The sequence below is a fragment of the Streptomyces sp. VRA16 Mangrove soil genome, from assembly GCF_017377775.1.
In the GTDB taxonomy this organism is placed as follows: Bacteria; Actinomycetota; Actinomycetes; order Streptomycetales; family Streptomycetaceae; genus Streptomyces.
The window spans coordinates 75,852-102,661 of record NZ_JAFVLN010000022.1 but is presented as its reverse complement, the minus strand read 5'-3'; the positions used below and the strand labels follow the sequence as shown (position 1 = coordinate 102,661).

Sequence of the window (26,810 nt, the reverse complement as noted above, 5' to 3'; positions counted from 1 at the left end):
GCGGCAGGGTGGGCAAGGCGGCACCCCGGCGCCGGGCAGGCGCTCCCGCAGGCCCCAGCCCACGGCCCCGCCCGACAACGCGAGCCCCGGCTCCGCCCCACCCGGTCAAGGCACCCGCACCGCGCGCGACCCCCCACCGACCCGGGCCGCGCCCACCGCCGCCCCGACTGCGACAGCCGCGCACACCCCGACCGCGACCCCGAGCGCACTCCACGGAACGACAACAGGAGCGGCAACACCGAGGCGGGACAGAGCGAGCCGCATCCCGAGCAGGTTCGCCCCGGCGACCAGCACCCCGAGCACCCCACCACTGACCGCGACCGCAAGAGCCTCGGCCGCGACGAACCCCAGCACCTGCCCCCGAGTCGCCCCGGCGAGCCGGAGCGCGGCCAGATCCCGCCCCCGGTCGGCCGTGGCCATGACGGCGACGTTGGCGACGGCGATCCCCGTGTAGAGCAGCGCGATCCCGAGGACGAGCAGCAGACCGAGCCGGGTGGCGCGCTGCACGCCGGGGCGCGTCGCGTCCAGCCAGGCCGCCCCGCTGACGACCCGCGCCCCGGTCCCGGCCACCGCCGCCCGCACCACGGACGCCTCCCCGGCGAACCGCACGTCCACCCGGTCGACGGACGCGCCCCCACCGTTGCGCGGGGTGACGTAGGCACCGTTGTCGCCGGTACCGGTGCGCAGCACGGCGGCGATGCGCAGCGTGCGACGGGTGCCGTCGGCCAGGTGGACGGTGACGCGGTCGCCGACGGTGTGCCGCTGCCACTCCTCGGTGACCACGACCGACCCGTCGTCGAGGTCACCGAGCCGCCCGGCGACGACGGGCAGCCGCACGGTCCGCCGCAGCGGCCCCGGTTCCGCGGCCCGCGCCTCGGACTTCACGAGCGCGACGCCGCCGTCCTCGGGCACGTACAGGGTGGTCGCGGCGGTCGCGGAGACCGTGGCGCCCGGCACCCGCCGCAGCCGCCGCACGGTGTCCGCGTCCAGGCCCCCGCTCCCGGCGGGCGGTGTCACCACGTAGTCGGCGAGGGTGCGCTGCCGCGCCTCGGCGGCCTTGGCCCCGGCGATCGTGCCCGTCGCGCCGAGCAGCGAACCGGCGAGCGCGACGGTGGCGAGGACGGGGGCGGCGACGGCGGCGGTGCGGCGGGCGGCGGCGGTGGCGTTCTCCCGGACCAGCAGCCCGGTGGCGCCGGGCAGCCGGGCGGGCAGCCAGGCCGCGGCCCGCAGGAGCGGGCGGACCAGGACCGGGGCGAGCAGGGCCGCGGCGGCGATCAGCAGCATCGGGCGGGTGGTGTACGTCTTGCGGTGCAGCAGGTCCCCGGGGTCGGAGGCGAGGGCGAGCACCAGGGTGACCAGAGCGGTGGCGAGGAGCACGCCGCCGGCCAGCAGCCGCCACGGCATCGAGGTCAGGGTCCTGCCGTCCACCGTGGCCTCGCGCAGCGCCTGCCCCGGCCGGGTGCGCCCGGCCCGCCAGGAGGACACGACGACTCCGCACAGCGCCACGAACAGGCCGCTCCAGAAGGCGAGTTGGTAGGGCCAGGCGGTGGGCCCGGCGGCGTCCGCGCGGATCGTGAACCACTGCGGCGCCAGGCCCTGCGCGACCGTCCAGCGGCCCAGATACGGTGCGGCCCGGCCGCCGAGCGCGCATCCGGCGGCCGACGCGAGCGCGCCGACGAGCAGCGCCTCGGCGAGCACGGACCGGCGCACCTGCCCCGGTGTCGCGCCCGCGAGCCGCAGCAGCCCGAACTCCCGGCGCCGCCGGTCCACGGCGAACGCGAACGTCGACGCCACCACGAACACCGACACGAACCCGGTGACCCCGGCGGCCGTGCCGAACAGCGCGGTCAGCGCGGTGGCCGCCTCCTGGTCCCGCCCCGGGTCCGGGTCGGCGAGCCGCCGGTCGTCCCCGGTCAGGACGCGCACCCCGGGCCGGTCCCGCACCGCGTCCCGTACCGCGCCGGGCGTCGCGCCCACCACCGCCAACTGCGTTACCTCGGGCTCCAGTTGGGCGGCGCGCCGGTCGGTGAAGAAGAGGGCGCGCTCGAAGGAGGCGCGCGCCGTCACCCCCACCACCCGCACCGTACCCCGCGACGTGACCAGCCGCTGTCCGGGCCGGGCCGTGCCCGCGGGGACGACGACCTCGTCGTCCGCGCGCGGCGCCCGCCCGTTCCCGACGGCGTAGCGGCCGAGGGCGGCGACGGACCACGGGTGTCCCACCAGTTCACCGGCGCCGTCCCCGGCCCAGACGTCGAAGGACCGGTCCTCGACGACCCGGCCGAGCGTTCTCAACTCCCGTACCAGGGACGGCGACAGGGGGCGGGGCCGCGGCAGCGTGCGGACGTCGGCGCCGACGCGCAGCTCGCCGGCGCCGCGTACGACGACCGGGGCGGCGGCGAACCGCTGGGGTACGCGTTCGGGCGCGTCCCCGACGGCGTCCAGCGCGAAACCCGTCGCGGCGACGGCCGCGGCGCCGAGGAGCAGCGCGACGAACGTACCGGCGAGCGTGGTCCAACGGGCGCGCAGGGAGCGGAGGGTGGCGGTCAGCACGGGACGCCGCCCTTGCTCAGGCGGGCCAGCGTCCCGGCCACCGTCTCGGCGTCGGGGTCCGTGAGCTCACCGGCCACCCGGCCGTCCACCAGGAACACCGCCCGGTCCGCGAAGGAGGCGGCGACCGGGTCGTGGGTCACCATGACGATGGTCTGGCCGCCGTCGGCCAGCGAGCGCAGCCGCCCCAGCACCTCGCGCCCGGCGACGGAGTCGAGCGCGCCGGTCGGCTCGTCACCGAACAGCACCTCGGGCCGGGTCACCAACGCCCGGGCCAGCGCCACCCGTTGCTGCTGCCCGCCGGACAGCTCCCCCGGCCGGTGCCGCGCCCGGTCGGCGAGGCCCACCCGGGCCAGCGCCTCGCGCACCGCGCCGCGCGGCGGCCTGCGCCCGGCGAGCCGCAGCGGCAGGGCCACGTTCTGCTCGGCGGTCAGCGCGGGCAGCAGGTTGTAGCTCTGGAAGACGAAGCCGACGCAGTCGCGGCGCAGCAGCGTGCGGCGGCGTTCGCTCAGCCGCGACAGATCGGTGCCACCGATGGTCACGGTCCCGCTCGTCGGCCGGTCGAGGCCCGCCGCGCACTGCAGCAGTGTCGACTTGCCCGACCCGGAGGGGCCCATCACGGCGGTGAAGGAGCCGCGCGAAAAGCGGAGCGAGACACGGTCGAGGGCGGTGACGGCAGGACGCCCGAACTCCTTGGTCAGGGCGTCGAGTCGGACGGCGTGGGCGGACGGGGCGCCGGGGGCGGGGCGCGGCACGGCCCGGGAGGTTTTCGGCATGGCTCCACGAAACCGCCGCACCCCGGTGCCGCGCAGTCGGGCCCGGCCGAGACCGGGGGTAGGGCCGGCCATACCCCCGGCACGCCCCCTGGCCCGATGGCCGCCCCGTCCGGCCCCCGCTTACGGTGCGGGGATGCAGCCCTCCCACCGGCCCCCGCGCACCGTCTGGCAGGCCATGACCCGGCGCGGCCACGCCGTCTCCCGCTGGCCGTGGCGCAGTGCCGCGTATCTGCTCACGGGCGCGCTCTGCGGCCTGGTCACCCTGCTCGCGCTGATCGTGACGGCGACCGCGGGCGCCGTGCTCGCCCCGGTCCTGATCGGGCTCGCGCTGCTCGCCGCGGCGGCCCTGGCCGGGCTTCCGGTCGCGGCCCTGGAGCGGCGCAGGCTGCGGCTGATCGACCCGGCCCGCACCCCGCCCGCCGATCCGCACCGCACGCCGGACACCCCGGGCCCGTGGGGCTGGCTGCGCACGCGGGCCCGGGAGGCGGCGACCTGGCGGGACCTCGGCCACGCCGTGCTGTTCGCCGTCGTGCTGTGGCCGCTGGACGCGCTCGCCCTGACCGTCGGCCTGCTGCTGCCGCTCGCGGTCCTCACCACCCCCGTCGTCATGGCGACCGCGGGCGGCGGCGAGGAGGCGAAGGTGATCAAGCTGTGGACGGTCACGTCGTGGCCGGGCGCCGCCGCGGCCGCGCTGCTCGGCGTCGCCCTGCTCGCCCTCGGCACGTACGTGCTCGGCTGCGCGGCCGGGGCCCGCGCCGCCCTGGCCCGCCGGCTGCTCACCAGCTCCGAACTCGATCTCCGCGTCAGGGAGTTGGCGTCGTCGCGGGCCCGGCTCGTGGACGCCTTCGAGACCGAGCGGCGGCGCATCGAGCGCGATCTGCACGACGGGGCGCAGCAACGTCTGGTCGCGCTCACCATGACACTCGGCCTGGCCCGCATGGACGCCCCGCCAGGACCGCTCGCCGACCGGCTCGCCAAGGCGCACGACGAGGCCGGGCTCGTCCTGTCCGAACTGCGCGAACTCATCCACGGCATCCATCCGCAGGTGCTCACCGACTACGGCCTGGCCGCGGCCGTCGCCGACGCGGCCGACCGCTCCCCGGTCCCCGTCGAGGTCCGCCTCGACCTGCCGCAGGACGCCGAACGACCGCCGCGCGCCGTGGAGTCCGCGGCCTACTTCGTGGTCCGCGAGGCCCTCGCCAACATCGCCAGGCACAGCGGTGCGCGCCGGGCCCGGGTGACCGGCGCGCTGACCGGGAGCCGGCTCGTCCTGGAGATCCACGACGACGGGCGCGGCGGCGCGGACCCGGACGGCGGCACCGGCCTGACCGGGCTCGCCGACCGGGTGTCGGTCCTCGATGGCAGACTGAGCCTGACCAGCCCGCCCGGCGGTCCGACCCTGCTGCGTGTGGAGCTGCCGTGCCCGACGAGCCCCGTGAGTCCCACGAGCTCCGTGAGTCCCACGAGTCCTGCGAGTCCCACGAGTCCCGCAAGTCCCTCCGGATAGTCCTCGCCGAGGACAGCGTGCTGCTGCGCGAGGGCCTGATCGGTCTGATCGCGCGCGGCGGGCACGAGGTGGTGGCGGCGGTCGGCGACGCCCCTTCGCTGGCGAAGGCGGCCCGCGAGCACACCCCGGACCTGGTGGTCACCGACGTCCGCATGCCGCCCGCGCACCAGGACGAGGGCCTGCGCACCGCGCTCGAACTCCGCGCCGAGCGGCCGCAGTTGCCGATCCTGGTGCTCAGCCAGTACGTGCAGCGCGCCTACGCCGCCGACCTCCTGGACTCCGGCGACGGCACCGGCGTCGGCTATCTCCTCAAGGACCGCATCGGCCAGGTCGAACAGTTCCTGGCCGCGCTGACCGAGGTCGCCTCCGGCGGCACGGTCGTCGATCCGGAAGTGGTCCGCCAACTGCTGCGCCGCCGCCGGGACCCGCTCGCCGTCCTCACCCCGCGCGAGCGCGAGGTCCTCGGCGAAATGGCCCAGGGGAAGTCGAACGCGGCGATCGCCCGCACCCTCGTCGTCTCCGAGGCGGCCGTCGGCAAGCACATCGGCAACATCCTCACCAAGCTCGACCTGCCGCCGACCGACGACACCCACCGCCGCGTCCTCGCCGTTCTGGCGTTCCTGCGGGCCTGACGGGGGCGTGTTTTCCCACGCGCCGCAATGCCTTGGCCATTGTCCTCCGTTCGAGTGACAGGGGGTGGCGCGGTGTGCAACGCTCCGTGTCTGGAAACCGGTGCACCAGTGGAGCCCGTCGGCGTCCCGCTGGGAGAGGTGAGTTCCCGCGATGGCCACGCACAACGACAGCACGAAGTACGGCAACCTGCCCATCGAGACCACCGCGTTCATCGGCAGGGCGCGGCAGTTGAGCGAGGTGCTCGAAGCCCTCGGCTCGGCGCGGCTCGTCACCCTGACCGGGCCCGGCGGCATCGGCAAGACCCGCGTCGCCCTGCGGGCCGCGGCGCGGACCGCACCCGGTCTCCGCCACGGCGCCTGGCTCGTCGAGCTCTCCCCCGTCCTCTCCCCCGACCTCCTGGAGCACACGGTCGCGGGCGTCCTGGGCGTCGCCGACCAGACGAACCGCCCGCTCATCGACGTCCTCAAGGACTATCTGCGCGAGCGTGAACTGCTTCTCGTCCTGGACACCTGCGAGCACCTGGTCGACGAGTGCGCCCGGCTCGCCGAGACGCTGCTCGCCGAGGCGCCGGGGCTGCGCATCCTGGCCACCAGCAGGCAGGCCCTCGACATCCCGGACGAGCGTCATGTCGACGTCGGCCCGATGGACACCGGTCCCGAGGGCGAGGCGCTCGCCCTGCTGCGCGCCCGCGCCTGGCCGGACGGGCCGCCGCCCGAGCAGGTCGCACCCGCCGAACTCGGGCGCCTGTGCGCCCTGTTGGACGGGGTGCCGCTCGCCATCGAGCTCGCCGCGGGGCTGCTGCGCGCCACCTCCGTCGACCATCTCGTGCGCCGCCTCGACCAGCGGATGACCGTCCTGTCGTCGAACGCCGGGACCGAGCCGCCCGACGACGTCCCCGGCATCGACACCGACGACGAGCTGCCGGTCGCCACCCCGCTGCGGCGGCCCGTGCGCCACAGCGGGCTGCGCACCACCATCGGCTGGAGCCACGAGTGGTGCACCCCGCAGGAGCGGCTGCTGTGGGCGCGGCTCTCCGCCTTCCCCGGCGGCTTCGACAGCAAGGCCGTCGACTTCGTGTGCAGCGCGGAGCCGCTCGCCGACTGCGATCTCACCGAGGTCCTGGACGGGCTGGTCGCCAAGTCCGTGATCCTGCCCGTGGACTCCGCGCCCGAGCCCCGCTTCCGGATGCTCGACACGGTCCGCGAGTACGGCGCCGAGTGGCTCGACCGGCTCGGCGAGAGCGACCGGATGCGGCTGCGCCACCGCGACTACTACCGCCACCTCGCGCACCACGGCGACCAGGAGTGGATCGGCCCCGACCAGGCGAAGTGGCAGGCCCGCACCGCCGTCGAACTGCCCAATCTCCGCGCGGCCCTGGACACGTGCCTGCTCACGGACCCGGACGCGGCCCTCGACATGGCCAGCGACCTGCTCTACTTCTGGTTCTGCTGCGGCCATCTGCGCGAGGGGCGGCACTACAGCGAGGCGGCGCTCGCCCTCTCCCCCGACCGGCCGCGCCCGTCGGCGCGGGCCCTGTGGTCGTGCGGCTATGTCGCGCTGGGCCAGGGCGACCTGGACGCCACCGTCCGCCGCGCCACCGAGGCCCAGGTCGTCGCCGAGAAGTACGACGACAAGCCCGCCCTGGCCGGCGCGCTGTGCATCCAGGCGGCGGCGCTGACCCTTCAGGGCTCGCCCGCCGAGGCCCTGCCGCTGTACGCGGCCGCCCACGAGCAGGCGGCCCGCACCGGCCCGGCCATGATCGAGCTGTCCGCCCTGCCCACCTGGGGCTACGCCCACATGATGCTGGGCGACGCCGACGGGGTGCGGGCCCGGGTGGACCGGCTGCGGGAGCTGACCGACCCCATCGGCGAGATCTGGGCCCGCTCCTACGCCGACTACGTCTGGGGCAACCAGTGCATCGCGCAGGGCGACCCGGACGAGGCGATCCCGTCCCTGCTGTCGTCCCTGGAGGCCAAGTGGCATCTGGACGACCTCTACGGGATGGCCGTCTCCCTCGACTCCCTCGCCGTGGCCGCCACCGGTGACGGCCGCCCCGAACTGGCGGCCCGGCTGTTCGGCCTCGTCGACCAGGCGTGGGACATCCTCGGCACCCCGCACCTGGGCTCCCCCGAGATGACCGAGCACCGCCGCGCCTGCGAGGCCGCGGTCCGCGGCGCGCTCGGCCCGGCGGGCTACGACCTGCAGTACGCGATCGGCGCGGACGTCACCTCGGTCCACACCGGCGTCACCGACGTCCTGCGCGACCTCGCCCCGCCGTCCCGCTGACCCGCTGACCCGCGGGCCGGTGGGCCGGTGGGCCTGCCGGGGGGAATTCACAAACCGCGCAGGAGCGGCAGGAGTTCAGCGGCCGTGCGCCGCACCGCGTCGCGGTAGCCGCTCTCGCTGAGTTCGCCGGTGGGCAGCCGCAGGATCAGATGGCGTGCGCCGTTCTTGACGTAGTGCCGCAGCCGGTCGGCGACCTCCTCCGGGGTGCCTCCGAAGATGCCCTGCGTGGTGCGCATCGTCTCCAGCGGCAGCCCGTAGTAGGCCCGGAAGTAGGACCGCAGGGTCTGTTCGGCCCGCTCGCGGGAGCGGTCGACGGCGACCGAGAGGTAGACGGCGCCGGTGACGGCGCCCGGCGGGCGGCCCGCCTCCTCGCGGGCGGCCTCGACCCGCTCCCAGCCCTCGCCGTACTTCTCGGGGCTGGTGGAGGTCGGCATCCAGCCGTCGAACCGGTGTCCTGCGCGCCGCAGCATCTTCGGCCCCGAGTGGGCGATCCACAGCGGCGGGCCCTGGGGCCGCTCCGGTACGGGCAGCAGCGCCGCGTCCTCGATCCGGTAGTGCTCGCCCTCGTACGAGACGGGCTCGCCGCGCGCCGCCCACAGAGCCTGGCAGATCTCCACGGTCTCCCGCATCCGGCCGAAGCGGGTGCCGAAGTCGAGTCCGTAGTTGGCGAATTCGCGCTCGGTCATGGGGGAGGCGAAGCCCGATCCGATGCCCGCGACGAGGCGGCCGCCGGAGATCCGGTCGAGGCAGGCGAGTTCGTGGGCGAGGTGGACGGGCGGGCGCAGCGGCATCAGGACGGCGGTGCCCAGCTGCAGGCGCTCGGTGGCCGTCGCGGCGGCGGTCAGCGCGAGCAGCGGGTTCATCCGGGAGCGGGCGAGCGGCGATTCGCCCGCCCACACGGAGTCGAAGCCGCACTCCTCCGCGAGGGCGGCGAGCGAGGCGAGGTGGCGCGGGTAGGGCCCCTCGTCGACGACGGACTCGCGGCCCGGCAGCACGATGCCCACCTTGAGGCCGGTCACAGCTCCCACTCCGGTCCGGGGACGAGGCCCTCGATCTCGACGAGGAGGTCGTCGCGGCAGACGGCGACGTTGAGGTACCGCACCTCGACGCCGGAGCCCAGCGTCTCCTCGCAGACGGCCCGCACCTCGTCCATGTCGGCCTCGCGGCGCACGTACGCCTTGACCAGCCGGAGGTCCTTGAGGTCGTGGTCGCCGCGGGCGCCCTGCGGGGCCAGGTTGTCGCGGGAGATCAGGTGCCCGATGTTCGCGAGGGTCTCCTGCGTCTGGCGCCGCACGTCGCCCCGGTGCACGGTCTCGTGGCCGAGGATGGAGGCGGTTCCCGAGACGTAGAGCACGTCGTCGAGGACGGTGGCACGGGCGAAGCTCGGCGGCTTGGGGCCGTACCGGCCGGGATAGTGGTACGCCGCTGTCTGCCGGCTGTTCTCCAGGTGGCGGGGCACTGCGCTGCGGGTGGCCAGCAGCAGGAAGGCGATGCCGCGGCCCTGGGTGCCGATGCCGGTGGCGGCGGGCAGCTGGGCGGTGCTGTCGCCCATGTAGGTGTGGAAGGCCTGGGCGCGGCCGCGGACGAAGTCCTGATAGATCTCCATGCCTTCGGCGTTGCTGCCGACGATGTCGCCGACGAAGTTCCACATGCGGAAGATGTGGCCGTAGTCGAGGTGGTTGACCAGCGCGAACGCCTTCTCGTACAGGGCGCGTACGGAGGGTGTGTACACGTCCTGTTCGGGCAGCACGCCGGCGACGAAGAGGTGGCTGCCGTCGTGGGCGTAGGCCAGGTCGTCGCGGCTCGCCCAGCGCGGGCGGCCGGACACCGTCCACACTTCTGTGAACGGGTCGCCGGCGGTCACGGCCATGGGCACGGCCAGGTCGGGGTTGCCGTGGTGGCCCACGGTGAGACCGGTGGTCGCGCCGTAGGTGACGGTGGCCAGGATGTGCCGGCCGGGGCCGGCCTCGGGTATCCGGCCGATGGGGCTGAGATGGGCGCGGATCGCCATGTCAGCGGCCTCCTTCTGAGCGGGTCGGGGCGGTCACGTGAGCCGCAGCATCCGCAGCGGTGCCGACCGGGTGATCTCGGTGACGCGTTCCTCGGTCAGTCCGGCCTCCTGGAACCACTGCCGGCTCGCCGCGCGCCACTGCGCGATGTCCATCTGCGACGTCTGGCCCAGGTCCGAGCTGTAGACCACCCGCGGCACCCGGGACAGCACGCCGTCGAAGTCGTCCCGGTCCTGGTAGCCGAGCAGATGCGTCAGGGCCGTCTGCTCGGTGTAGACCTGCTCGGCGGTGGCGAGGTCGAGCAGGTCGGCGCAGGTCAGGCCGGTGAGCGGGCTGGCCGGCTGGTTCAGCATGAGGCGGGGGACGTCGAGCCGTACCGCCTCGTCCACGAGGAGGCGCACCTCGGCCCCGCCGGCATGGCCGGTGGACACCACGATGGGCAGATCCCGTGCCATGTGCAGGAGTTCACGCACTTCGGGGCGGAGCGTGCCCGCCTCGTCGGTCACCGTCAGGGGGCGCAGCCCGTCCCGGGCGAGGAGCGGATGGGCCGGGTCGCGGCGCAGCCGGCTGCGGTGCGGCCGTCCGGTGACGGTGGGCAGATGCACGATCAGGCGCAGCCCGCTGTCGTCGCCGTGCTGGACGACGGCCTGGAGCACGGCGCGCGGGTCGAGGCCGCCCGCGATGTCGTTCAGGACGACCGATCCGGAGACGGGCAGCCCCTGTTGGCGTGCTTCCCAGGCCTGCGCCGCGGTGGAGCCCAGATGGTTCTTCAGGACCACCCAGCCGTCGAGTTCGGCGTAGTGCGCGCCGGCCGCGACGGCGGTGTGCCGGCGGACGTACGCGTCGGGGTCGGCGTGGTAGTGGACGTCCACGAACCGGGCGCGGGCGGCGGCCGGCGCGGGGAGCTCAACGGTGGTCATCGCGGTCCGCCGCCTCCCAGGGCCGGGCGTAGCCGAAGCGGGCGCGGGCCGCGTCGAGCCTGCTGCCCCGCTCGGCCGCGGCCCGGATCCGTGTCTCGGTGCGGTCGACGGCCTCGGCCCGGGTCACGACCTCCTCGACCAGGGCGGCCGGGATGCGCAGGGCTCCGTTGTCGTCGGCGAACACCCAGTCGCCGGGGGCGACTTCGGTCCCTGCGATGTCGACGGTCACGCCGGTCTCGTCGAGGACCACCCGGTTCTTGCCGCTGACCATCGTGACGTCCGTGCTGAACAGGGGGTAGCCCAGTTCCCGGCTCTCCCGCACGTCGCGCAGCGAGCCGTGCACGACCGTGCCCGCGAGGCCGCGCAGGCCCGCCATGGTGGTCAGCAGCGAGCCCCAGGTCGTACAGGTGCGGCTGCCGTGGTTGTCGACCACGACGACGGATCCGGCGGGCACGTCGTCGATGTAGTCGGCGGCGTTGCGGAACGCGGTCGGGTCGGGGTCGGCGGTGCGGTAGCGGACGGTGAAGGCGGGGCCGCAGGCGACGGCGCCCGGGACCCGCGCGCGGATGCCCGGCAGGACGAACTGCGGTGCGTGCAGGCTGTCCAGGGCGTCGGCGAGGGCGGCGGAGTCGAGGCGGGCCAGGCGCTCGCGCAGCCGGTCGGCCACGGCGGGGATGGTGGTCATCGGGCGTGTTCCTTCGTGAGGTGGCGGGCCAGCGACCAGGCGGCGAACTGGGTCGCGTAGTCGCTGACTTCGGGCCCGCGGTGGGGGATGGTCAGCTCGCCGATGTCCACCTGGACCCGCTGCTGGACGGAGCAGACGAGGGTGAGCGTTCCGGTGTGCGGGGTGGCGCTGGTGGCGCCGTGCGCGGTGCCGGTGAGCCGGGCGCGCAGTGTCCGGCCGCCCGCCGCGCTCTCCCGGGCCGCCGCCAGCTCGCGGGCGAACCGCCCGCCGGTGACCCGGTCGTCGAGGTCGAGGTCCAGGCCCTGCGCGTCGCACAGTTCGGCCAGTTCCTGCACGGCGGTGCGGTCCCGGTCGGTGACGACGTACGCGCCCAGGACGGCGTCCAGCCGCTTGGCGATCTCGTCGGCGTCGGCCGGCGGGCAGTCGACGCGCAGGTCGACGTACGGGTAGTGCCAGCGGTACGAGGGCTTGAGCCGCAGGCCGGTCTCCTGGACGACCGCGTCGACCAGGGCGGCGGCGTCGGCCTCGATGATGCCGAGGGTGCGGCGGAAGACCGTACGGTGCTCGGCGGGCCTGGGCAGGTGGCCGAGCCGGTCGCGGAGCGCCTCCTCCAGCATGGGCAGGCACTCGCGCGGCGGGCCGGGCAGCATCACGACGGTGGTGCCCCGGGCCTCGGCGAGGCAGCCCCACGCGGTGCCGTTGGCGTTGGGCAGCAGGGTGGCGCCCTCGGGGAAGAGGGCCTGGCGGCGGTTGTCCTCGTGGACGCTCACGCCGAACCGTTCGAGCCGGGCGACGACGCCCTGCCACGCCTCCTCCCGGTGCTCCAGCGGGCGGCCGAGGGCGCGGGCGAGTCCGCTGCGGGTGACGTCGTCGGAGGTGGGGCCGAGGCCGCCCATGAGCACGACGACGTCGTCGCGGCCCAGCGAGGGGCGGACGGCGTCCGCGATGGTGGCCTCGTCGTCGCCGACGGTCTGCCGCGCCCGCACCGGGACGCCGCGCGCGCCCAGCATCCGGGAGGCGTTGCCCGCGTTGGAGTCCTCCAGGTCGCCGCGGAGCAGCTCGTCGCCGACGGTGACCACCGCGCCGGTGGGGGTGTGCGGGGCGGTGCCGCACGCCTCCAGGACGGCCGCGGCCGCCTCGCCGGTGGTGGCGGTGCCGCCGAGGTCGTAGGTGACCCGGTCGCGGCGGCGCACCACCCGGCGGACCGCGTCCTGGACCGCGGCCGCCTCCGCGGAGAAGCCGAGGTGGTCGAGGAGCAGTCCCACGGTGAGGAAGGCGGCGGCGGGATTGGCGCGTCCCGTTCCGGCGAGGGCAGGGGCGCTGCCGTGCACGGGCTCGAAGTACCCGCCGGATTCACCGATGTTGGCGCTGGGGGCGAGGCCGAGGCCGCCCATGACGCCGGCGCCGAGGTCGGAGAGGATGTCGCCGAACATGTTCTCGGCGACGATCACCCCGAACCGCTCGGGGCGGCGGGTGAGCCACAGCGCCACGGCGTCGACGTTGAGGATCTCGTACGGGATCCCTGGGTATTCGGCGCCGATCGCCTCCAGGCGTTCGCGCACGAAGGCGCTGCTCTCACGCAGCACGTTGGGCTTGTCGGCGAGGGTGACGCGCGGGTGGCCGTGGGCGCGGGCGTGCGCGAAGGCGAAGCGCAGGATGCGGTCCAGGCCGTGCCGGGTCTGCAGGCGCACGCTCGCGGCGGTGCCCTGCGGGCCGCTGCGGCGGGCGCCGGGGTGGCCGGCGGCCAGCGGCCACAGCGCGTCGGGCACGGTGCGGTAGTCGAGCCCGCAGTACAGCCCCTCGGTGTTCTCGCGGACCACGCAGAACCGGTACGGGGCGCCGCCGAGGTAGTTCTCCACGGGCCGCAGATTGGCGAACAGGTCGAGTCTGGTGCGCAGTTGGACGATCGGGGAGACGTAGGGCCGCGCGGTGTCGCGCAGCTCCGGGGCGAGTTCGGCCAGGGCGTCGCGGTGCGGTTTGGTGGTGGTGGCGCCCAGCAGCACCGCGTCGCTCCGGTCGATCTGCTCCCAGGTGCGGTCGGGCACCGGGGTGCCCTCGGTGCGCCAGCACTCCCAGCCGATCCGCCCGAACTCGACGTCGACGGGCACCCCGAGGGCGTCGAGTACGGGCAGCGCGGCGTCGATCACTTCGGGGCCGATGCCGTCCCCGGGCAGGACTGCGACGGTCTTGCGGTTCATGTGCCTTCTTCTTCCAGGAAGCGGGTGAGGAGCGCGCGGGTGAGCTCGGGCCGGTCGGAGTGCGGGCGCATCCCGGCGTCCGGGACCTCCACGCACCGGTGGTGCGCGGCCGCGGCGAGGTGGGCGCGCCGGACCAGCCGCGACTCGGCGCCGTACACGTGCAGCAGTCGGCCGGGGAAGGCACGGACCCGGTCCGCGAGGTCGACGTCGTGCAGCAGGCGCATTCCGGCGGCCAGCCTGAACGCGGCCCTCGCGGTGTCGGGCGCGGTGCCGTCGTACGGTGCGGGGGGACCGGCCGGGCGTGCGGTACCCAGGACCAACTCGTCCTTCAGGCGCACCGCTTCGGCGAGCCCCTGCTCGTCGACGGCGCGGGCGATGCTCTCCAGCTTCGTGTTGAGTTCGTGGTCGGCGACGGTGGGCCCGGACAGCACGACCACGTCGCTGCCGTGGGTCCAGGGGCGGTCGAGGAGGCCCTGCACGACGGCGCCGCCGAGCGCGTTGCCCACGAGGACGTCGACGGGTCCGCCGCGCCGGAGGACGTCCGCCCAGCGCTCGGTGAGCCGGGCCAGGTCGTCTCCCTCGCGCAGCAGGGACACGGTGTCGTGCACGAGCACCCGGTGGCCGGTGCCGAGGAACGCCCCGGCGACCTGCTCGATGAAGGCGCCGCTGTCCCAGTGGGGCATCACCGGTGACAGCACGACGGCGGTGCGGCGGGCGTCCGCGTCGCCGAGGAGCACACTCACCGGGCCGGGCGCCGCGGGGTGCGGCGCCGGGGCCGGGAGGGTGCGGGGCGAGGTCATGCGGCGGCCGCCGCGGTCAGTTCGCGGGCGGCCGAGAACGCCTCGCCGATCCGCTCGAAGGGCAGCTCGGCGCGGGCCTCGACGGACAGGTCGAAGCGGCCGAGGATCAGGTCGGGCAGCGGCAGGGCCGGCTGGGCCTCCGCGACATCGGCCGCGAGCCGGTCGGCGAGGGTCAGGATCCGCCCCAGGTCGTAGGCGTCGCCCTGGCCGTCGCGGCCCAGGTAGGCGAGCCACTGCTCGGTGACGAGGTTGCCGGGCCCCTTGCCCATGCCGAGGACGGAGGAGTCGATCCAGGTGGCGCCCGCGTCGACGGCCGCGATGGCGTTGGCGAGGGCGAGGCCGAGGTTGTTGTGGGCGTGCAGCCCGATCGCGGCGTCGGTGACCGACCGTACGAGGTTGACCAGCCGGGCCGTCTGCCCCGGCAGCAGGCTGCCGTTGGAGTCGGCCAGGTAGACGACGTCGGCGCCCGCGTCGCCCGACCGCGCGGCGATCTCGACCAGGCGGCGCGGGTCGAGCTGGCTGACCCGGGTGATGTTGACCGTCGTGGTGAACCCGATGTCCGCGGCCCGGCGCAGCTGGGCGAGGGCGGCGTCGGGTTCGGCGGAGGACGGCAGGCAGAACCGTACGAGCCGGACCCCGGCCTCGTACATCCGGGGCAGGTCCTCGTCCGTGATGTTCTTCGGGTGGAGGATCATGCAGATCTTCTCGGGGGGCACCACCTCGGCCAGCGCGCGGATGTAGTCGTCGGCGCCCTCGCCGGTGCGGCCGATGCCGGGGACCTGCTTGAACGAGCCGTTGCGGTAGCCGATCTCGACCCATTCCATGCCGGCGGCGACCGCCTCGCGGGCGTGGTGCAGCGCGTAGTCGAGCGGGAAGTCGAAGTTGTTGCGGTACCCGCCGTCCCGCAGGGTCACATCAAGGTTCGTGATCATGTTCTCTCCTCAGGGAGTCGGCGCGAAAGGCGCTGTGGTGGGGGTGTCTGCGTCAGTCGACGGAGGCGGGCTGCTGCTCGCCGCGGGCGGCGGCGCGCGGTGCGGGCACGACGGCGGTGGGCCCGGTGGCGGCGGGCGCCGCGGCGGGGGCCCGCCGCTGCCGGGCGGCGAGCGAGAGGCACACGGCGAAGGCGGTGCTGCCGATCAGCGACACGGCGAGCACGAACCAGCCCAGGCTGAACAGATCGCCGGCGGGCAGCCGGCTGGAGAGGTAGATGCCGAGGGACGCGCCGAGCAGTTGCAGCGCGCCCATCAGGCCGGACGCGGATCCGGCGGTGGAGCGGAACGCCGTGACACCGGCGCTGGTCGACAGCGGCAGCAGGAATCCGTTGCCGAAGGTCATCACCGGCATGAACACCAGGACCAGCAGCCCCCAGCGGCCGCCCGCCCCGCTCAGCCCCAGGCCGAGCATCAGGACCGCGCCGAGGAAGAAGAAGCCGTGGCCGCACCAGAGCAGCCGGTCGACCGCGTGCTTGCGCACCAGGGCCCGCGAGCACAGGTTGCCCGCCACGTAGGTGAGCGAGACGGTGATGTAGCAGTAGCTGGTGGCCTGCGTGGACAGGCCCATCTTCTCGAAGACCAGCGGGGACGCCGCCAGGTAGCCGAAGTAACCGCCGTACGCCACCGCGAGGTTGAGGGTGTAGGCCCAGAACAGCGGTCGGGTCAGCAGCCGCGGGTAGCCGCGCAGCGTGGTCCCCAGGCGCTGGGCGCGCCGCTCCGGCGGCAGGCTCTCCGGGATCGCCGTCGCCACCACGAAGAGCGTCACGAGCCCGATCACCGCGGTGACGACGAACGGGGCCCGCCAGCTGACGTACGTGGTGAGGTAGCCGCCGATCAGCGGCGCGACGGACGGCGATACGCCCACGATCGGCATGACCGTGGTGAACATCCGGGCCGCGTCCTTCTCGTCGTACAGGTCACCGATCACCGCGCGGCCGAGCACCATGCCGGACCCGGCGCCCAGCGCCTGCAGCAGCCGGCCGGCGCCGAACACCTCGACGCTGGGCGCGACCGCGCAGATCAGGGAGGCCACGACGAAGAGTCCGAGGCCGGGCAGGATGACCCGCTTGCGGCCGTAGGCGTCGGAGATCGGGCCGTAGACCGCCTGCGAGACGGCGATGCCGATCATGAAGGCGCTGAAGGTCCACTGCACGGACGCGACCGGCGTGTGGAAGGCGTGCGCGGTGGCGGGCACGCCCGGCAGGTTGATGTCCGAGGCGAAGAGGCCGCCGGCGTTGAGGGAACAGAGAACGGCGAGCAGCAGCCCGTGGCGGGCCTGTGCCGGTGCGGTCTTCATGCCTGGATTCCTGACGGTCGGGGGGTCGGTTCGGGCTCCTGGGCCTCCTCGGCCGGCGGCTGCTCGGGCGGGAGCGGATCCGTCCCTCCCATGTGGTGGAGCAGCAGCTCCAGATAGGTGCTCCACTGCCCCAGTCCGATCTGCACGGGTCAACTTCCTTTCGGCAAGCGGGAGTTCATGAGGTCGGTACGGTCGGCGGCGCCGGTGAGCGCGTCGATCAGGCCCGGGAACCGGGATTCGAGGTCGTCCTGCCGCACCCGGACGTAGAGCACCGGTCCTTCGGCTCTCGTCGTGACGACGCCGGACTCCCGGAGCAGGCGCACGTGGTGGGAGAGGGTCGAAGGACGGCGGTGGTCGATGCCGAGCCGCTCCGGGACGCACAGGTACTCACCGGTGCGGACGCTCTGGGTGAAGATGTGCAGCCGCACCGGGTCGGACAGCACGCGCAGGGTCGAGACGATGTCGACGGAGCGGCCGATGGCGCCCCTTCCGTGTTCCGACTCCAGTGCGTCGAGGACCGCTTCGGTGACCTCGTCGGGACTACGGCCGTCGGTGGCCACGACCACCCGGGCGACCTCGGTGTACAGATGACGCCGCGCCTCCATCAACTCCCGCCACTGCTGACGCGGGTTGACGGCCAGCAACGGCCGGGCCGCGTTCAGCCCGGTCCGCTTGACGGCCTCCTCCACATCCATCGACAGATAGACCACCGCCGGATGGGCGGCGAGCAGCGCGCGGGTGCCGGCGTCCAGGACCGCGCCGCCACCCAGCGCGAGGACACCCTCGTGCCCGGCCAGCGCCGCGGCCACCGCCGCCTTCTCGATCGCCCGGAACGCCTCCTCGCCCTCGTCGACGAAGATGTCCGCGACGGTGCGCCCCTGCGCGGCCACGATGTCGTCGTCCGTGTCCCGGTAGGCGCAGCCGAGCCGCCCGGCGAGCATGCTGCCCACCGTCGACTTGCCGACCCCCATCGGGCCGACCAGGACGACCTGCGGCCCGGTCACCGGATGTGCAGGTTCTCGAGGTAGGAACGCACGTTGCGGCGGGTCTCGGGCACGCTGTCGCCGCCGAACTTCTCCGCGACGGCGTCCGCGAGGACCAGCGCGACCATGGCCTCGGCGACGATGCCGGCGGCCGGCACCGCGGAGACGTCGGAGCGCTGGTGGTGGGCCTGGGTGGCCTCGCCCGTCGTCACGTCCACGGTCTTCAGCGCGCGCGGCACGGTAGCGATCGGCTTCATCGCGGCCCGTACGCGCAACAGCTCACCCGTGGACAGACCGCCCTCGGTGCCGCCGGCGCGCCCGGAGACGCGGCGGATGCCCTCGGGGGTGTTCACGATCTCGTCGTGCGCCCGCGAACCCGGCACCCGCGCCAGCTCGAACCCGTCGCCGATCTCGACGCCCTTGATCGCCTGGATGCCCATCAGGGCACCCGCCAGCCGGGCATCCAGCTTGCGGTCCCAGTGCACGTGCGACCCCAGACCCACCGGCACGTCGTAGGCGAGGACCTCGACCACACCGCCGAGGGTGTCGCCGTCCTTGTGCGCCTGGTCGACCTCGGCCACCATCGCCTTCGACGCGTCCGCGTCGAGGCAGCGCAGCGGGTCCGCGTCCAGCTTCTCCACGTCCGCCGGCGTCGGGTACACGCCCTGCGGCGCCTTCACCGAACACAGCTCCACCACGTGCGAGACGATCTCGATGCCGGTCGTCTCCTTCAGATACGACCGCGCGATCGCCCCCAAAGCCACCCGGGCCGCGGTCTCCCGCGCCGAGGCGCGCTCCAGGATCGGCCGGGCCTCCTCGAACCCGTACTTCTGCATCCCCGCCAGATCCGCATGACCCGGCCGCGGCCGGGTCAACGGCGCATTACGCGCCAGCCCCGCCAGCACCTCCGGATCGACCGGATCGGCCGCCATGACCTGCTCCCACTTCGGCCACTCGGTGTTACCCACCATCACCGCGACCGGCGAACCCAGCGACAGACCATGGCGCACCCCGCCGAGGAAGGTCACCTCGTCCCGCTCGAACTTCATCCGCGCCCCGCGGCCATAACCGAGGCGCCGCCGTGCCAGGTGGTCCGCCACCATCTCCGTGGTGACCGGAACGCCGGCGGGAAGACCCTCCAGCGTCGCCACCAGTGCGGGGCCGTGCGACTCCCCCGCGGTCAGCCAGCGCAACCTGCTCATGGTGGCGCTTCTCCTTTCCGAGGTGTCTGGTTCGTGTGATGTCCGGGCGCCGCGCGGGCGCAGCCGCTCGGCGAACGACCGCCCGAGGGCGTCGAGATAGGTGAAGGACACGGACGGGCTCCCGCCGCGCTCAGTGCTGTGCCTGCGGGACGGCCCGCTCGGCCTCGTACGCCGTGGGCGCGGGGCCCGCGGCACGCGCCCCGGTCGACCCGGCCAGCGCCGCGACGGCGAGGGCGCCGACGAGTCCGGCCGCGGCGAAGGTGACGAAGCCCCACTGCTCCCGGCCGCCCGCGACGACGGCGCCGCCGAGCGCCGGTCCCACGACCGCTCCGAAGCGGCCGATCCCCGTCGTCCAGCCGAGGCCCGCCGCGCGCTGTCCGGGCGGATAGGCCCGGCCCGCGGTCGCGTAGACCATCACCTGGGCGCTGAAGAGCCAGACGCCGGTGAGGGAGACGACGGCGTACGTCGCCAGGAGCGGCAGGTGGAAGGCGAGCAGCAGCGACCCGGCCGCGGTGAGCACGAACCAGGCGGCGGAGACCCGGGCGGGCCCGAACCGTTCGGCGACCCGGCCCGCGATCAGCATCCCGACGACACCGCCGGCGTTGATCGCGAACAGGAAGCCGACCGAGGACGTCAGCCCGTAGCCGGAGGCCCGCATCAGCTGGGGAAGCCAGGTGCTGACCCCGTACACGAGCAGCAGGCCGCAGAACGACGCCGCCCACAGCAGCGAAGTGGCCCGACGGCCCTCGCCCCGCACGAGATCGAGCAGCCCGCGCAGCGGCGCGCGGCCGCCCGCAAAGCGGGTCACCGGCTGCGGCGCCAGGTGGATCCCGTAGGCGTCCGCGACCTGCGCCGCCTGCCGCTCGCGGCCCATGGCCCGCAGCGCGGTCGGCGACTCGGGCAGCAGCCGCAGCAGTACGGGAAGCACGGCGCACGAGGCCGCCGTGGCGATCCAGAACGGCAGCCGCCAGCCCGCGGACGGCGCGGCCACCAGGCCGAGGACCGTCGCGATCATGCCGCCCACGTGGTACGAGGTCATCAGCACGCCGGTGCTGAGCGCCGCGCGTCCGGCCGGGGCGAACTCCATGGCCAGCGCGAGGCAGGTCGGCATCACGCCGCCGAGTCCGAGGCCCGCGACGAGCCGCCCCGCGCCGAACTCGGCGGCCGTCGGCGCCGTCGCGCAGAGCGCGGAGCCCGCGGCGAAGACGAGGACGCACCCGGCGACGACGGGACGGCGTCCGACCCGGTCCGTGACGTTCCCTGCGACCAGGGCGCCGATCAGCATCCCGAAGGTCGTCCAGCTGCCCACGGTCCCGGCCGTCCCGGCCGTGAGCCCGAGCGTGTGGTCGCCGAGCATGTACGGCATGACGGCGCCGTAGACGTTCAGGTCCATGCCGTCGAGGAGGACGACCGTCCAGCACAGGGCGAGGACGAGCGCCGCGCTCCTGCGGGCGGGGACGGTGGCCGAGGGGCTCATGCCGCGCCGGCCAGTTCCAGCACGTACCGCCCGTAACTGGTGGCGGGCGACAGGGTCTTGCCGAGCACGATGAGCTGCTCCGCGTCGATGTACCCCATGTGGTAGGCGACTTCTTCGAGGCAGGAGATCCGGATGCCCTGGCGCTTCTCCAGCAGCTGCACGAACAGTGAGGCTTCGAGCAGGCTGTCGTGCGTGCCGGTGTCGAACCAGGCCGATCCGCGGCCCAGGTTCACCAGGCGGGCCCGCTGCTGGTCGACGTAGCGCAGGTTGAGATCGGTGATCTCCAGCTCGCCGCGGGCGGACGGAGTCAGCTCGGCGGCCTGGCGCAGGGCGTCGTTGTCGTACAGGTAGAGCCCGGTGACGGCCAGGTTGGAGCGGGGGTTCGCGGGCTTCTCCTCCAGCGAGAGGATGGCGCCGTCCTCGTCGACCTCGGCGACCCCGTACCGCTCCGGGTCGCTCACCGGGTAGCCGAACAGGGTGCACCCGTCGAGCCGGGCCGCCTCCGCGCGCAGCATGTCGGGCAGCCGGTGCCCGTAGAAGATGTTGTCGCCGAGGATGAGGCAGACCTGCTCGGAGCCGACGAAGTCGCTGCCGATCAGGAGGGCTTCGGCCAGACCCTTGGGTTCGACCTGCTCGGCGAAGTCCAGGCGGATGCCGAGGTGGCTGCCGTCGCCCAGCAGCGCGCGGTAGACGTCGAGGTGTTCGGGCGTGGAGATGATCAGTATCTCGCGTATCCCGGTCTGCATGAGGACCGAGAGCGGGTAATAGATCATGGGCTTGTCGTAGACCGGCAGCAGCTGCTTGGAGTGGACGCTGGTGAGCGGTCGCAGGCGGGTACCGGAGCCGCCGGCCAGGATGATGCCGCGCATGGGATTCCCCTTCGGTGGATGTGGTCAGGCGGCGACGGCGACGAGCGGCTGCCACCAGTCGGTGTTCTCGCGGTACCAGGCCACGGTGTCGGCCAGGCCCTGCTCGAAGGCGACCTGCGGCCGGTAGCCGAGCGCCCTCAACTTGCTGTCGTCCAGGGAGTAGCGGCGGTCGTGGCCCTTGCGGTCCGCGACGTTGCGGACCCGGCCCCAGTCCGCCCCGCAGGCGTCGAGCAGCAGCCCGGTGAGCTGACGGTTCGTCAACTCCCGTCCGCCGCCGATGTTGTAGACCTCGCCGGGCTGTCCCTGCTCCAGGACGAGGTGGATGCCGCGGCAGTGGTCGTCCACGTGGAGCCAGTCGCGGATGTTGAGGCCGTCGCCGTAGAGCGGCACGCTGCCGCCGCGCATCAGCGTGGTGACGAAGAGCGGGATGACCTTCTCCGGGAACTGGTAGGGCCCGTAGTTGTTGCTGCAGCGGGTGATGCTCACGTTCATGCCGTGGGTGCGCGCGTAGGCCCTGACCAGCAGGTCGGCGCCGCCCTTCGCGGCCGCGTAGGGGGAGTTGGGCTCCAGCGGCCACTCCTCCGTCCAGGATCCGGAGTCGATCGACCCGTAGACCTCGTCGGTCGACACGTGCACGAAGCGGGGGACGCCCGCTTCGAGCGCCGCCTGGAGCAGCACCTGGGTGCCGACCACGTTGGTCGTGACGAACTCCCCCGCGCTCCCGATGGACCGGTCGACATGGCTCTCGGCGGCGAAGTTCACCACCGCGTCGACACCGGGCAGGACGCGGCGCAGCAGCTGCGCGTCGCCGATGTCGCCCTGCACGAAGCGGAAGCGTGAACTGTCCGCGACGGGAGCCAGGTTGGCGAGGTTGCCCGCGTAGGTGAGCTTGTCGAGGACGGTGACGGCGGTGACGCCCTCGCCGTACTCGCCCGCGAGTGCCCTGCGGACGTAGTTGCTGCCGATGAAACCGGCTCCACCGGTCACCAGGAGATGCATGAAGGTGCTCCTGCTCAAGAGTCGACGAGACGGCCGGCCGATGCGCACCGGCCTCCAGAGAATGTGACTGTGCGTAACGGATGCGCGTTTCCCGTGCCGCCACAGGGGCCTTCGAGCGGCCCGGCCCGGCCGACCCTAGAGGGCCGGATTTCGGCGTGGCAATCGGCCGCCAAGAGCCGCGACCACCTTGACGGCCGGTCGAACACCTCTTCCACCGTGACCGTACAGACCCATGAACTTGCAGGTCAGAGGCTTACTTACACGTTCAATCCGATCACCCTCCGCGCCGCGAGGGCGCGGCGGCCAACCTTGCCGCGAGTCCGTCAAGTAGGCGGGTGAACGCTTGCGCGATCGACGAGCCGGTCAGTAATTTCGTTCACGTTCGTGGAAGTTCGAAATATCGCTGAGTAACAGCCGAGGGCTTCCAAGGCCTCCGTCGGCAGTCGACGGAAGAGCCGCGCGCCACCACACTCACAAGCTCGGGGAGAGGCATGTCTGTGGTCCTGCTGGAGGACGGAGCGACGGCGGCCGCCGACTCCGTCGTCTCCGAAGGGAGTTGGCTCAGATCCGGCACCACGGTCAGCGACTCGCTGCTGGCCGAAGGGGTCTTCGCCGGCTTCCGCTGCGTCATCGCGTCGGCCGAGATCGGGGCCGGCACGCTCATCGCCTCACAGGCCCGCATAGGGCGGCCCGACGCGCCGCGCACCGTCGTCGGCCCCGGCGCCTGGATCGGTGCCCGCGCCGACATCGCGCCGGGCGTCACGGTGGGCGCGGGGGCCGTGATCGCGGCCGGTGCGCAGGTCACCGAGGACGTCGGCGAGGACGCCGTCGTGGTCGGCCGGCCGGGCCGGTTCCTGCGCCACCGCAGGCCCGTCGAGGACGGACTGCCCCGCATCGGGAGCATCGTGGCGACGGTACTGGCGCGCGCCGCGCAGACCGCCGCGCCGGCCGTGCCCGAGGGCTGGACCGTGGGTGCGGACTGCCTCCTCGACTCCGACCTCGCAGGTCCGGGACGCGCGGCGCTGGGCGACCGCGTCATCACGATGGGGCGCGGTGACGGCCCCTCGCCCGACGGCGGGGTCCGGCTCGGCCACGACGCGTCCGTCGGCGACGACTCGATCCTGGAGGCGTCGGGCGGCATCGACGTCGGCGACGGCAGCCGGCTGGGCCGGGGCGTCCTCGTCGTCTCCAGCGGACACGACATGAACCGCCGCTCGCTGCCCTGGCAGGGCGGTCCCGTCACCATCGGCGCCGGATGCTCCGTCGGCGACGGCGCGACCCTCGTGGGTCCGCTCTCGCTCGGCGACGGGGCCGTGGTCGAACCGGGGGCGCTCGTCGTCTCGGACGTACCACCCGGCCACACCACGTCTGGCGTACTGCAGAAAGGGATAGCACCGCGATGAGGATCGTCCTGGCACCCAACTCGACCGGTTCGGGCCACAACATGCGCATGCTGGCGGTCGCCCGCGGCCTGCGCCGCCGCCTCCCCGAGGCCGAACTCCTCGTCCTCCTGGGGTCCTTGCAGCCGACCTTCACCCCGCTCTTCGAGGAGGCGGGCGTCACCGTCGTCGACGCCGTGGGCCACCACGTCGACTACGCGGTCTCCAGCCACCTGGGCCGGGAGATGGACTGGAACACCTACGTGCGGCAGTACGCCGCGCCCGCCTTCGTCAGCGGTGACAAGGTGCTCAACCACCTGGCCCACTACCGGGACCTCGACCCGGACCTGGTCATCAGCGACTACAACATCTCGGCGTCCATGGCGGCGGCGATCCTGGGCGTCCCGCACGCCCTCGTCACCGAGCGGTACGACTTCACGCTGTGCCAGCTCGACGACGACACCCTGCGCGCGGGCGGCTTCACCGTCGACACCGAGGACATGCGCCGGGCCCGGGAGTCCCTGCACGCGCTCTTCTCGTGGATCGTGGACAGCGCCGAACTCGTGATCACGGACAAGCCGATGGTGCCCGAGCTCGACGCGGGCACCCCGGTGGCCGCGGCGCTCGAACGCGGCACGGCGGTGTTCACCGGCCCCGTGGTCCGGGACTTCCCCGCCAGGTCCGACGGGGCCGAGGTGCGGCGCCGGCTCGGACTCGGCGACGGACCGGTCATCGTCGGCTCGGTCGGCGGCACGACCATGTTCGCGGAGAACCGGGAACGGATCATCGAGGACTACGTCGCCGCGTACGACCTGCTGAAGCGCGACCGCCCGGATCTCCAGCTGGTGCTGCTGACCCGGGACGGGGCCACCGTCCCCGAACACGTCGTGACACTGAGCTACCTGCCGGACTGGATGCCGCTGCTCCAGGAGGCCGACCTGCTGCTGTCCGCGCCCGGCTGGATCACCGTCACCGAGGTGTCCGCCATGCGCATCCCCACCCTCTTCGTGCTCAGCGGCATGGGCGAGTACCACGAGGTCGAGGCCGTACGCCGGCTGGCGAAGCTGGGCTTCCCCACCCTGGTGGCACCCCGCGTCCCCGAACTCGCCCAGGCCATCGCCCCGTTGCTCGGCGGCGCCGCCGCCGAGCAGGTCGAGCGGGCCTCGCGCACCATCGCCCCGGCCGGCTCCGGCACGGAGCGTGCCGTCGGCCTGCTGGCCGAGGCCGCCGTGCGCGCGACCGCCCGCCGTGCCCTCCGCAACGCCGACCTCGACGCCGCCTGAGGCGGACCGAAGGAGCCATCCGTGGAACCCACCACACCCCCCTCACTCTCCGCCGGCGCCACCCGGATGCTGCTGTCGAGCGACGGCTCCACGACGACGCTGCTCGAAGCCCTGCTGGACTGTTCACTGACCGTGCGCGTGCACAGCCAGGGCCCCGTGCAGGCCCAGTCCCTCTATCCGCGGGCCCGCCTCGAACTGGGCCTGGCACCCGGTGACACGGCCGTCGAGAGACACTCGGCGCTGCTGGCCCCCTCGGACGACGTGGTCAGCGTCAACGTCGTCAGCTACGCGGCCCCGCCGTCGGGCTGGTCGGGCTCCTCCGCCGACTCCGCGCCCCTGGGCAGGCGGCTGCGCGAGGCGGGCACCAAGCAGCACCGGCGGATCCTGTCCAGCGGCATCTCCGAATGGCCGGGCGACGACGCCCACCAGCCGTGCGCGTACAAGGAGTACATCATCGCCTGCGAGGACGGCTCGCAGCTGTACGTGATGGAGAAGTTCAACCCCGCGTTCGTCGCCGCGGACACCCGCGACACCGACGACAGGGTGCTGTCCGCCGCCACCGCGGTCTGACTTCAAGAACTCTGTCTTCTCCCTTTGTGGGGTCCGGCGGTCGGCCGATACCGTCACCGATATCGAAGTTCGACATTCGTAGAACATCGAAAACCGGCAGTGCCACTCATCGACGGACGGCCGTACGCCGCCCGGACGGACCCCCCACCTTCACCCCAATCCCTGGAGCAGTCATGTCTGTTCAGACATCGGCCGCGGCAGCCGCCCCCACCACCACGGCAGAGCGCCTGGCGGCCAAGGACGTGCTGACCATCGCGGGCATGTTCCTCGCCGTCTTCTGCATCGGCGCGGACTCGTTCATCATCTCCCCGATCCTGCGCCCCATCAGTGACGCGCTCGGCTCCTCGCTCGCCGCGGCCGGCCTCGGCGTCACCACGTACGCCATCTGCTACGCGGTCGGCGCACCGCTGCTCGGCCCGCTGGCCGACCGCTACTCGCGCAAGCGGATGCTGCTCACCGGCATGACGGTCTTCGTCCTGGCCACCGTGTTCAGCGCCTTCGTCTCCGACGTCGTCACCTTCTGCGTCGCCCGCGGCCTGGCCGGCGTCGGCGCCGCGATGGTCACCCCGAACGTGATGGCCCTGATCGCGACCACGTACCGGCCGCCGCTGCTGCCGAAGGTGATCGGCATCGTGATGTCCGCGCTCTCGCTGGCCATCGTGATCGGCGTGCCGATCGGCTCCTACCTCGCCGAGGCGGCCGGCTGGCGCTCCAGCTTCTACTTCGTCGCGATCGTCGCCGTGGTGGCCGCCTTCATCCTGAGCTCGGTGCTGCCCAACACCCCGCCCGCCCCCGGCCCCAAGAAGTCCTACGCCGCCTCCTACGCCGAGGTGCTCCGCTCGCGGACCGCGGTCTTCGCGCTCCTCACCACCCTGGCCTGGATGACCGGCTTCTACGGTGTCTACACCTACCTGGGCACCTACCTCGGGGACTCGCTGGCCATCTCGACCGCGACGGTCGGCTCCCTGCTCCTCGCCTACGGCGCGGGCAACTTCGTGGCCAGCTTCCTGGCCGGCTGGACGGTCGCCAAGCTGGGCCCGCGCAAGACCGTCCTGGTCAACGGCGTGCTCTCGGCCGTCATCGTGCTCGCGCTCACCACGGCCCACCTCGCCACCTGGGGCGTCCTCGTCCTGCTGATCCTGTGGGCCTTCACCCAGGGCTTCGCCGTCACCGCCATGACCACCGTCTCGGCCGGCGCGGTGCCCCAGTCGCGCGCCACGGTGATGTCGCTGAACAGCTCCAGCATCTACCTCGGCCTGACCCTCGGCTCCGCGGTCTTCGGCGCGCTGTTCTCCCACGCGTCCTTCGGATCCCTCGGCATCGCGGCCGTCATCGCGACCGGCATCGCCGTCCTCGCCAACGTCGTCGCCACCAAGAGCACCGCAACCAGCTCCTGAA

The 26,810-nt window shown here is 73.6% G+C and carries 22 protein-coding genes and 1 pseudogene; 7 read left to right on the top strand and 16 right to left on the bottom strand.

Annotated features, from left to right (window positions below):
- Window positions 1-105: 105 nt before the first annotated feature.
- Together J3486_RS38880 and J3486_RS38875 are read right to left on the bottom strand one after the other, a co-directional pair.
- Complete coding sequence (locus tag J3486_RS38880) at window positions 106-2,550, bottom strand: ABC transporter permease (RefSeq protein WP_207828692.1); 2,445 nt, start codon at window positions 2,548-2,550, stop codon at window positions 106-108.
- Complete coding sequence (locus tag J3486_RS38875; protein WP_207828691.1) at window positions 2,544-3,323, bottom strand: ABC transporter ATP-binding protein; 780 nt, start codon at window positions 3,321-3,323, stop codon at window positions 2,544-2,546. The genes J3486_RS38880 and J3486_RS38875 overlap by 7 nt, the downstream gene beginning before the upstream one ends.
- Before the next feature lie 133 nt (window positions 3,324-3,456).
- Between J3486_RS38875 and J3486_RS38870 the strand changes: the two genes are divergently transcribed.
- The 3 genes from J3486_RS38870 (at window position 3,457) to J3486_RS38860 (ending at window position 7,749) form a co-directional block, all read left to right on the top strand.
- A complete protein-coding gene (locus J3486_RS38870) occupies window positions 3,457-4,830 on the top strand; it encodes a sensor histidine kinase (protein WP_229379296.1) in 1,374 nt (457 codons plus the stop codon).
- Window positions 4,831-4,847: 17 nt separating this feature from the next.
- Complete coding sequence (locus J3486_RS38865) at window positions 4,848-5,462, top strand: response regulator transcription factor (RefSeq protein ID WP_307805124.1); 615 nt, start codon at window positions 4,848-4,850, stop codon at window positions 5,460-5,462.
- Between the two features lie 151 nt (window positions 5,463-5,613).
- Entirely contained in the window at window positions 5,614-7,749 is a 2,136-nt protein-coding gene (locus J3486_RS38860; protein WP_207828689.1) for a regulator, read from the top strand.
- Between the two features lie 47 nt (window positions 7,750-7,796).
- On the opposite strand, the gene J3486_RS38855 is transcribed toward J3486_RS38860, so the two are convergent.
- The 14 genes and pseudogenes from J3486_RS38855 to rfbB all read right to left on the bottom strand — a co-directional run bounded on the left by J3486_RS38855 (window position 7,797) and on the right by rfbB (window position 22,180).
- Window positions 7,797-8,768 (bottom strand): LLM class flavin-dependent oxidoreductase, encoded by a 972-nt coding sequence (locus J3486_RS38855; protein ID WP_207828687.1) that lies wholly within the window; start codon window positions 8,766-8,768, stop codon window positions 7,797-7,799.
- On the bottom strand, window positions 8,765-9,760 hold the full coding sequence (locus J3486_RS38850) for an FkbO/Hyg5 family chorismatase (RefSeq protein WP_207828685.1): 996 nt from the start codon (window positions 9,758-9,760) through the stop codon (window positions 8,765-8,767). The genes J3486_RS38855 and J3486_RS38850 overlap by 4 nt, the downstream gene beginning before the upstream one ends.
- Window positions 9,761-9,793: 33 nt before the next feature.
- Entirely contained in the window at window positions 9,794-10,678 is an 885-nt protein-coding gene (locus J3486_RS38845; protein ID WP_207828683.1) for a DUF6282 family protein, read from the bottom strand.
- The gene (locus tag J3486_RS38840) at window positions 10,665-11,363 is read right to left on the bottom strand and encodes an RraA family protein (protein ID WP_207828682.1); all 699 of its coding nucleotides are present in this window, start codon (window positions 11,361-11,363) and stop codon (window positions 10,665-10,667) included. The genes J3486_RS38845 and J3486_RS38840 overlap by 14 nt, the downstream gene beginning before the upstream one ends.
- A complete protein-coding gene (locus tag J3486_RS38835; protein WP_207828680.1) occupies window positions 11,360-13,561 on the bottom strand; it encodes an isocitrate/isopropylmalate family dehydrogenase in 2,202 nt (733 codons plus the stop codon). The genes J3486_RS38840 and J3486_RS38835 overlap by 4 nt, the downstream gene beginning before the upstream one ends.
- Complete coding sequence (locus tag J3486_RS38830) at window positions 13,558-14,361, bottom strand: alpha/beta fold hydrolase (RefSeq protein ID WP_207828678.1); 804 nt, start codon at window positions 14,359-14,361, stop codon at window positions 13,558-13,560. Before J3486_RS38830 ends, J3486_RS38835 begins: the two co-directional genes overlap by 4 nt.
- On the bottom strand, window positions 14,358-15,293 hold the full coding sequence (locus J3486_RS38825; protein WP_207828676.1) for a hypothetical protein: 936 nt from the start codon (window positions 15,291-15,293) through the stop codon (window positions 14,358-14,360). The genes J3486_RS38830 and J3486_RS38825 overlap by 4 nt, the downstream gene beginning before the upstream one ends.
- A 52-nt stretch (window positions 15,294-15,345) precedes the next feature.
- Window positions 15,346-16,650 (bottom strand): multidrug effflux MFS transporter, encoded by a 1,305-nt coding sequence (locus J3486_RS38820; RefSeq protein ID WP_207828674.1) that lies wholly within the window; start codon window positions 16,648-16,650, stop codon window positions 15,346-15,348.
- The gene (locus J3486_RS38815) at window positions 16,647-16,796 is read right to left on the bottom strand and encodes a hypothetical protein (protein ID WP_207828672.1); all 150 of its coding nucleotides are present in this window, start codon (window positions 16,794-16,796) and stop codon (window positions 16,647-16,649) included. The genes J3486_RS38820 and J3486_RS38815 overlap by 4 nt, the downstream gene beginning before the upstream one ends.
- 354 nt (window positions 16,797-17,150) lie before the next feature.
- Window positions 17,151-17,621 (bottom strand): annotated as a pseudogene (locus J3486_RS45070) (shikimate kinase); the annotation flags it as partial.
- 29 nt (window positions 17,622-17,650) lie between these two features.
- Window positions 17,651-18,835: a chorismate synthase gene (gene aroC, locus J3486_RS38805; RefSeq protein WP_207828670.1), complete on the bottom strand. Its 1,185-nt coding sequence runs from the start codon at window positions 18,833-18,835 to the stop codon at window positions 17,651-17,653.
- Window positions 18,836-18,965: 130 nt separating this feature from the next.
- Window positions 18,966-20,312 (bottom strand): MFS transporter, encoded by a 1,347-nt coding sequence (locus J3486_RS38800; protein WP_207828669.1) that lies wholly within the window; start codon window positions 20,310-20,312, stop codon window positions 18,966-18,968.
- On the bottom strand, window positions 20,309-21,181 hold the full coding sequence (gene rfbA, locus J3486_RS38795) for a glucose-1-phosphate thymidylyltransferase RfbA (RefSeq protein ID WP_207828668.1): 873 nt from the start codon (window positions 21,179-21,181) through the stop codon (window positions 20,309-20,311). Before rfbA ends, J3486_RS38800 begins: the two co-directional genes overlap by 4 nt.
- Before the next feature lie 24 nt (window positions 21,182-21,205).
- Window positions 21,206-22,180 carry a dTDP-glucose 4,6-dehydratase gene (gene rfbB / locus J3486_RS38790; protein ID WP_207828667.1) on the bottom strand — a complete coding sequence of 325 codons (975 nt, stop codon included), beginning with the start codon at window positions 22,178-22,180 and terminating at the stop codon, window positions 21,206-21,208.
- A gap of 491 nt (window positions 22,181-22,671) precedes the next feature.
- Between rfbB and J3486_RS45065 the strand changes: the two genes are divergently transcribed.
- From J3486_RS45065 to J3486_RS38770, 4 genes are all read left to right on the top strand, one after another.
- Entirely contained in the window at window positions 22,672-23,583 is a 912-nt protein-coding gene (locus J3486_RS45065) for a DapH/DapD/GlmU-related protein (protein ID WP_207828666.1), read from the top strand.
- Window positions 23,580-24,842, top strand: coding sequence for a hypothetical protein (locus tag J3486_RS38780; RefSeq protein ID WP_207828665.1), 1,263 nt, complete (start codon window positions 23,580-23,582; stop codon window positions 24,840-24,842). Before J3486_RS45065 ends, J3486_RS38780 begins: the two co-directional genes overlap by 4 nt.
- 21 nt (window positions 24,843-24,863) lie before the next feature.
- Window positions 24,864-25,412, top strand: a complete 549-nt coding sequence (locus tag J3486_RS38775) for a hypothetical protein (RefSeq protein WP_207828664.1) — start codon at window positions 24,864-24,866, stop codon at window positions 25,410-25,412.
- Window positions 25,413-25,585: 173 nt separating this feature from the next.
- Window positions 25,586-26,809 carry an MFS transporter gene (locus tag J3486_RS38770; RefSeq protein WP_207828662.1) on the top strand — a complete coding sequence of 408 codons (1,224 nt, stop codon included), beginning with the start codon at window positions 25,586-25,588 and terminating at the stop codon, window positions 26,807-26,809.
- Window position 26,810 lies beyond the last annotated feature (1 nt).

What these genes read in the sequence shown, in the direction of transcription:
- J3486_RS38875 (WP_207828691.1), bottom strand. Translation starts at nt 3,323, where the DNA reads ATGCCGAAAACCTCCCGGGCCGTGCCGCGCCCCGCCCCCGGCGCCCCG.
- J3486_RS38870 (WP_229379296.1), top strand. Translation starts at nt 3,457, where the DNA reads ATGCAGCCCTCCCACCGGCCCCCGCGCACCGTCTGGCAGGCCATGACC.
- J3486_RS38860 (WP_207828689.1), top strand. Translation starts at nt 5,614, where the DNA reads ATGGCCACGCACAACGACAGCACGAAGTACGGCAACCTGCCCATCGAG.
- J3486_RS38850 (WP_207828685.1), bottom strand. Translation starts at nt 9,760, where the DNA reads ATGGCGATCCGCGCCCATCTCAGCCCCATCGGCCGGATACCCGAGGCC.
- J3486_RS38845 (WP_207828683.1), bottom strand. Translation starts at nt 10,678, where the DNA reads ATGACCACCGTTGAGCTCCCCGCGCCGGCCGCCGCCCGCGCCCGGTTC.
- J3486_RS38840 (WP_207828682.1), bottom strand. Translation starts at nt 11,363, where the DNA reads ATGACCACCATCCCCGCCGTGGCCGACCGGCTGCGCGAGCGCCTGGCC.
- J3486_RS38835 (WP_207828680.1), bottom strand. Translation starts at nt 13,561, where the DNA reads ATGAACCGCAAGACCGTCGCAGTCCTGCCCGGGGACGGCATCGGCCCC.
- J3486_RS38830 (WP_207828678.1), bottom strand. Translation starts at nt 14,361, where the DNA reads ATGACCTCGCCCCGCACCCTCCCGGCCCCGGCGCCGCACCCCGCGGCG.
- J3486_RS38825 (WP_207828676.1), bottom strand. Translation starts at nt 15,293, where the DNA reads ATGATCACGAACCTTGATGTGACCCTGCGGGACGGCGGGTACCGCAAC.
- J3486_RS38820 (WP_207828674.1), bottom strand. Translation starts at nt 16,650, where the DNA reads ATGAAGACCGCACCGGCACAGGCCCGCCACGGGCTGCTGCTCGCCGTT.
- aroC (WP_207828670.1), bottom strand. Translation starts at nt 18,835, where the DNA reads ATGAGCAGGTTGCGCTGGCTGACCGCGGGGGAGTCGCACGGCCCCGCA.
- J3486_RS38800 (WP_207828669.1), bottom strand. Translation starts at nt 20,312, where the DNA reads ATGAGCCCCTCGGCCACCGTCCCCGCCCGCAGGAGCGCGGCGCTCGTC.
- rfbA (WP_207828668.1), bottom strand. Translation starts at nt 21,181, where the DNA reads ATGCGCGGCATCATCCTGGCCGGCGGCTCCGGTACCCGCCTGCGACCG.
- rfbB (WP_207828667.1), bottom strand. Translation starts at nt 22,180, where the DNA reads ATGCATCTCCTGGTGACCGGTGGAGCCGGTTTCATCGGCAGCAACTAC.
- J3486_RS45065 (WP_207828666.1), top strand. Translation starts at nt 22,672, where the DNA reads ATGTCTGTGGTCCTGCTGGAGGACGGAGCGACGGCGGCCGCCGACTCC.
- J3486_RS38780 (WP_207828665.1), top strand. Translation starts at nt 23,580, where the DNA reads ATGAGGATCGTCCTGGCACCCAACTCGACCGGTTCGGGCCACAACATG.
- J3486_RS38770 (WP_207828662.1), top strand. Translation starts at nt 25,586, where the DNA reads ATGTCTGTTCAGACATCGGCCGCGGCAGCCGCCCCCACCACCACGGCA.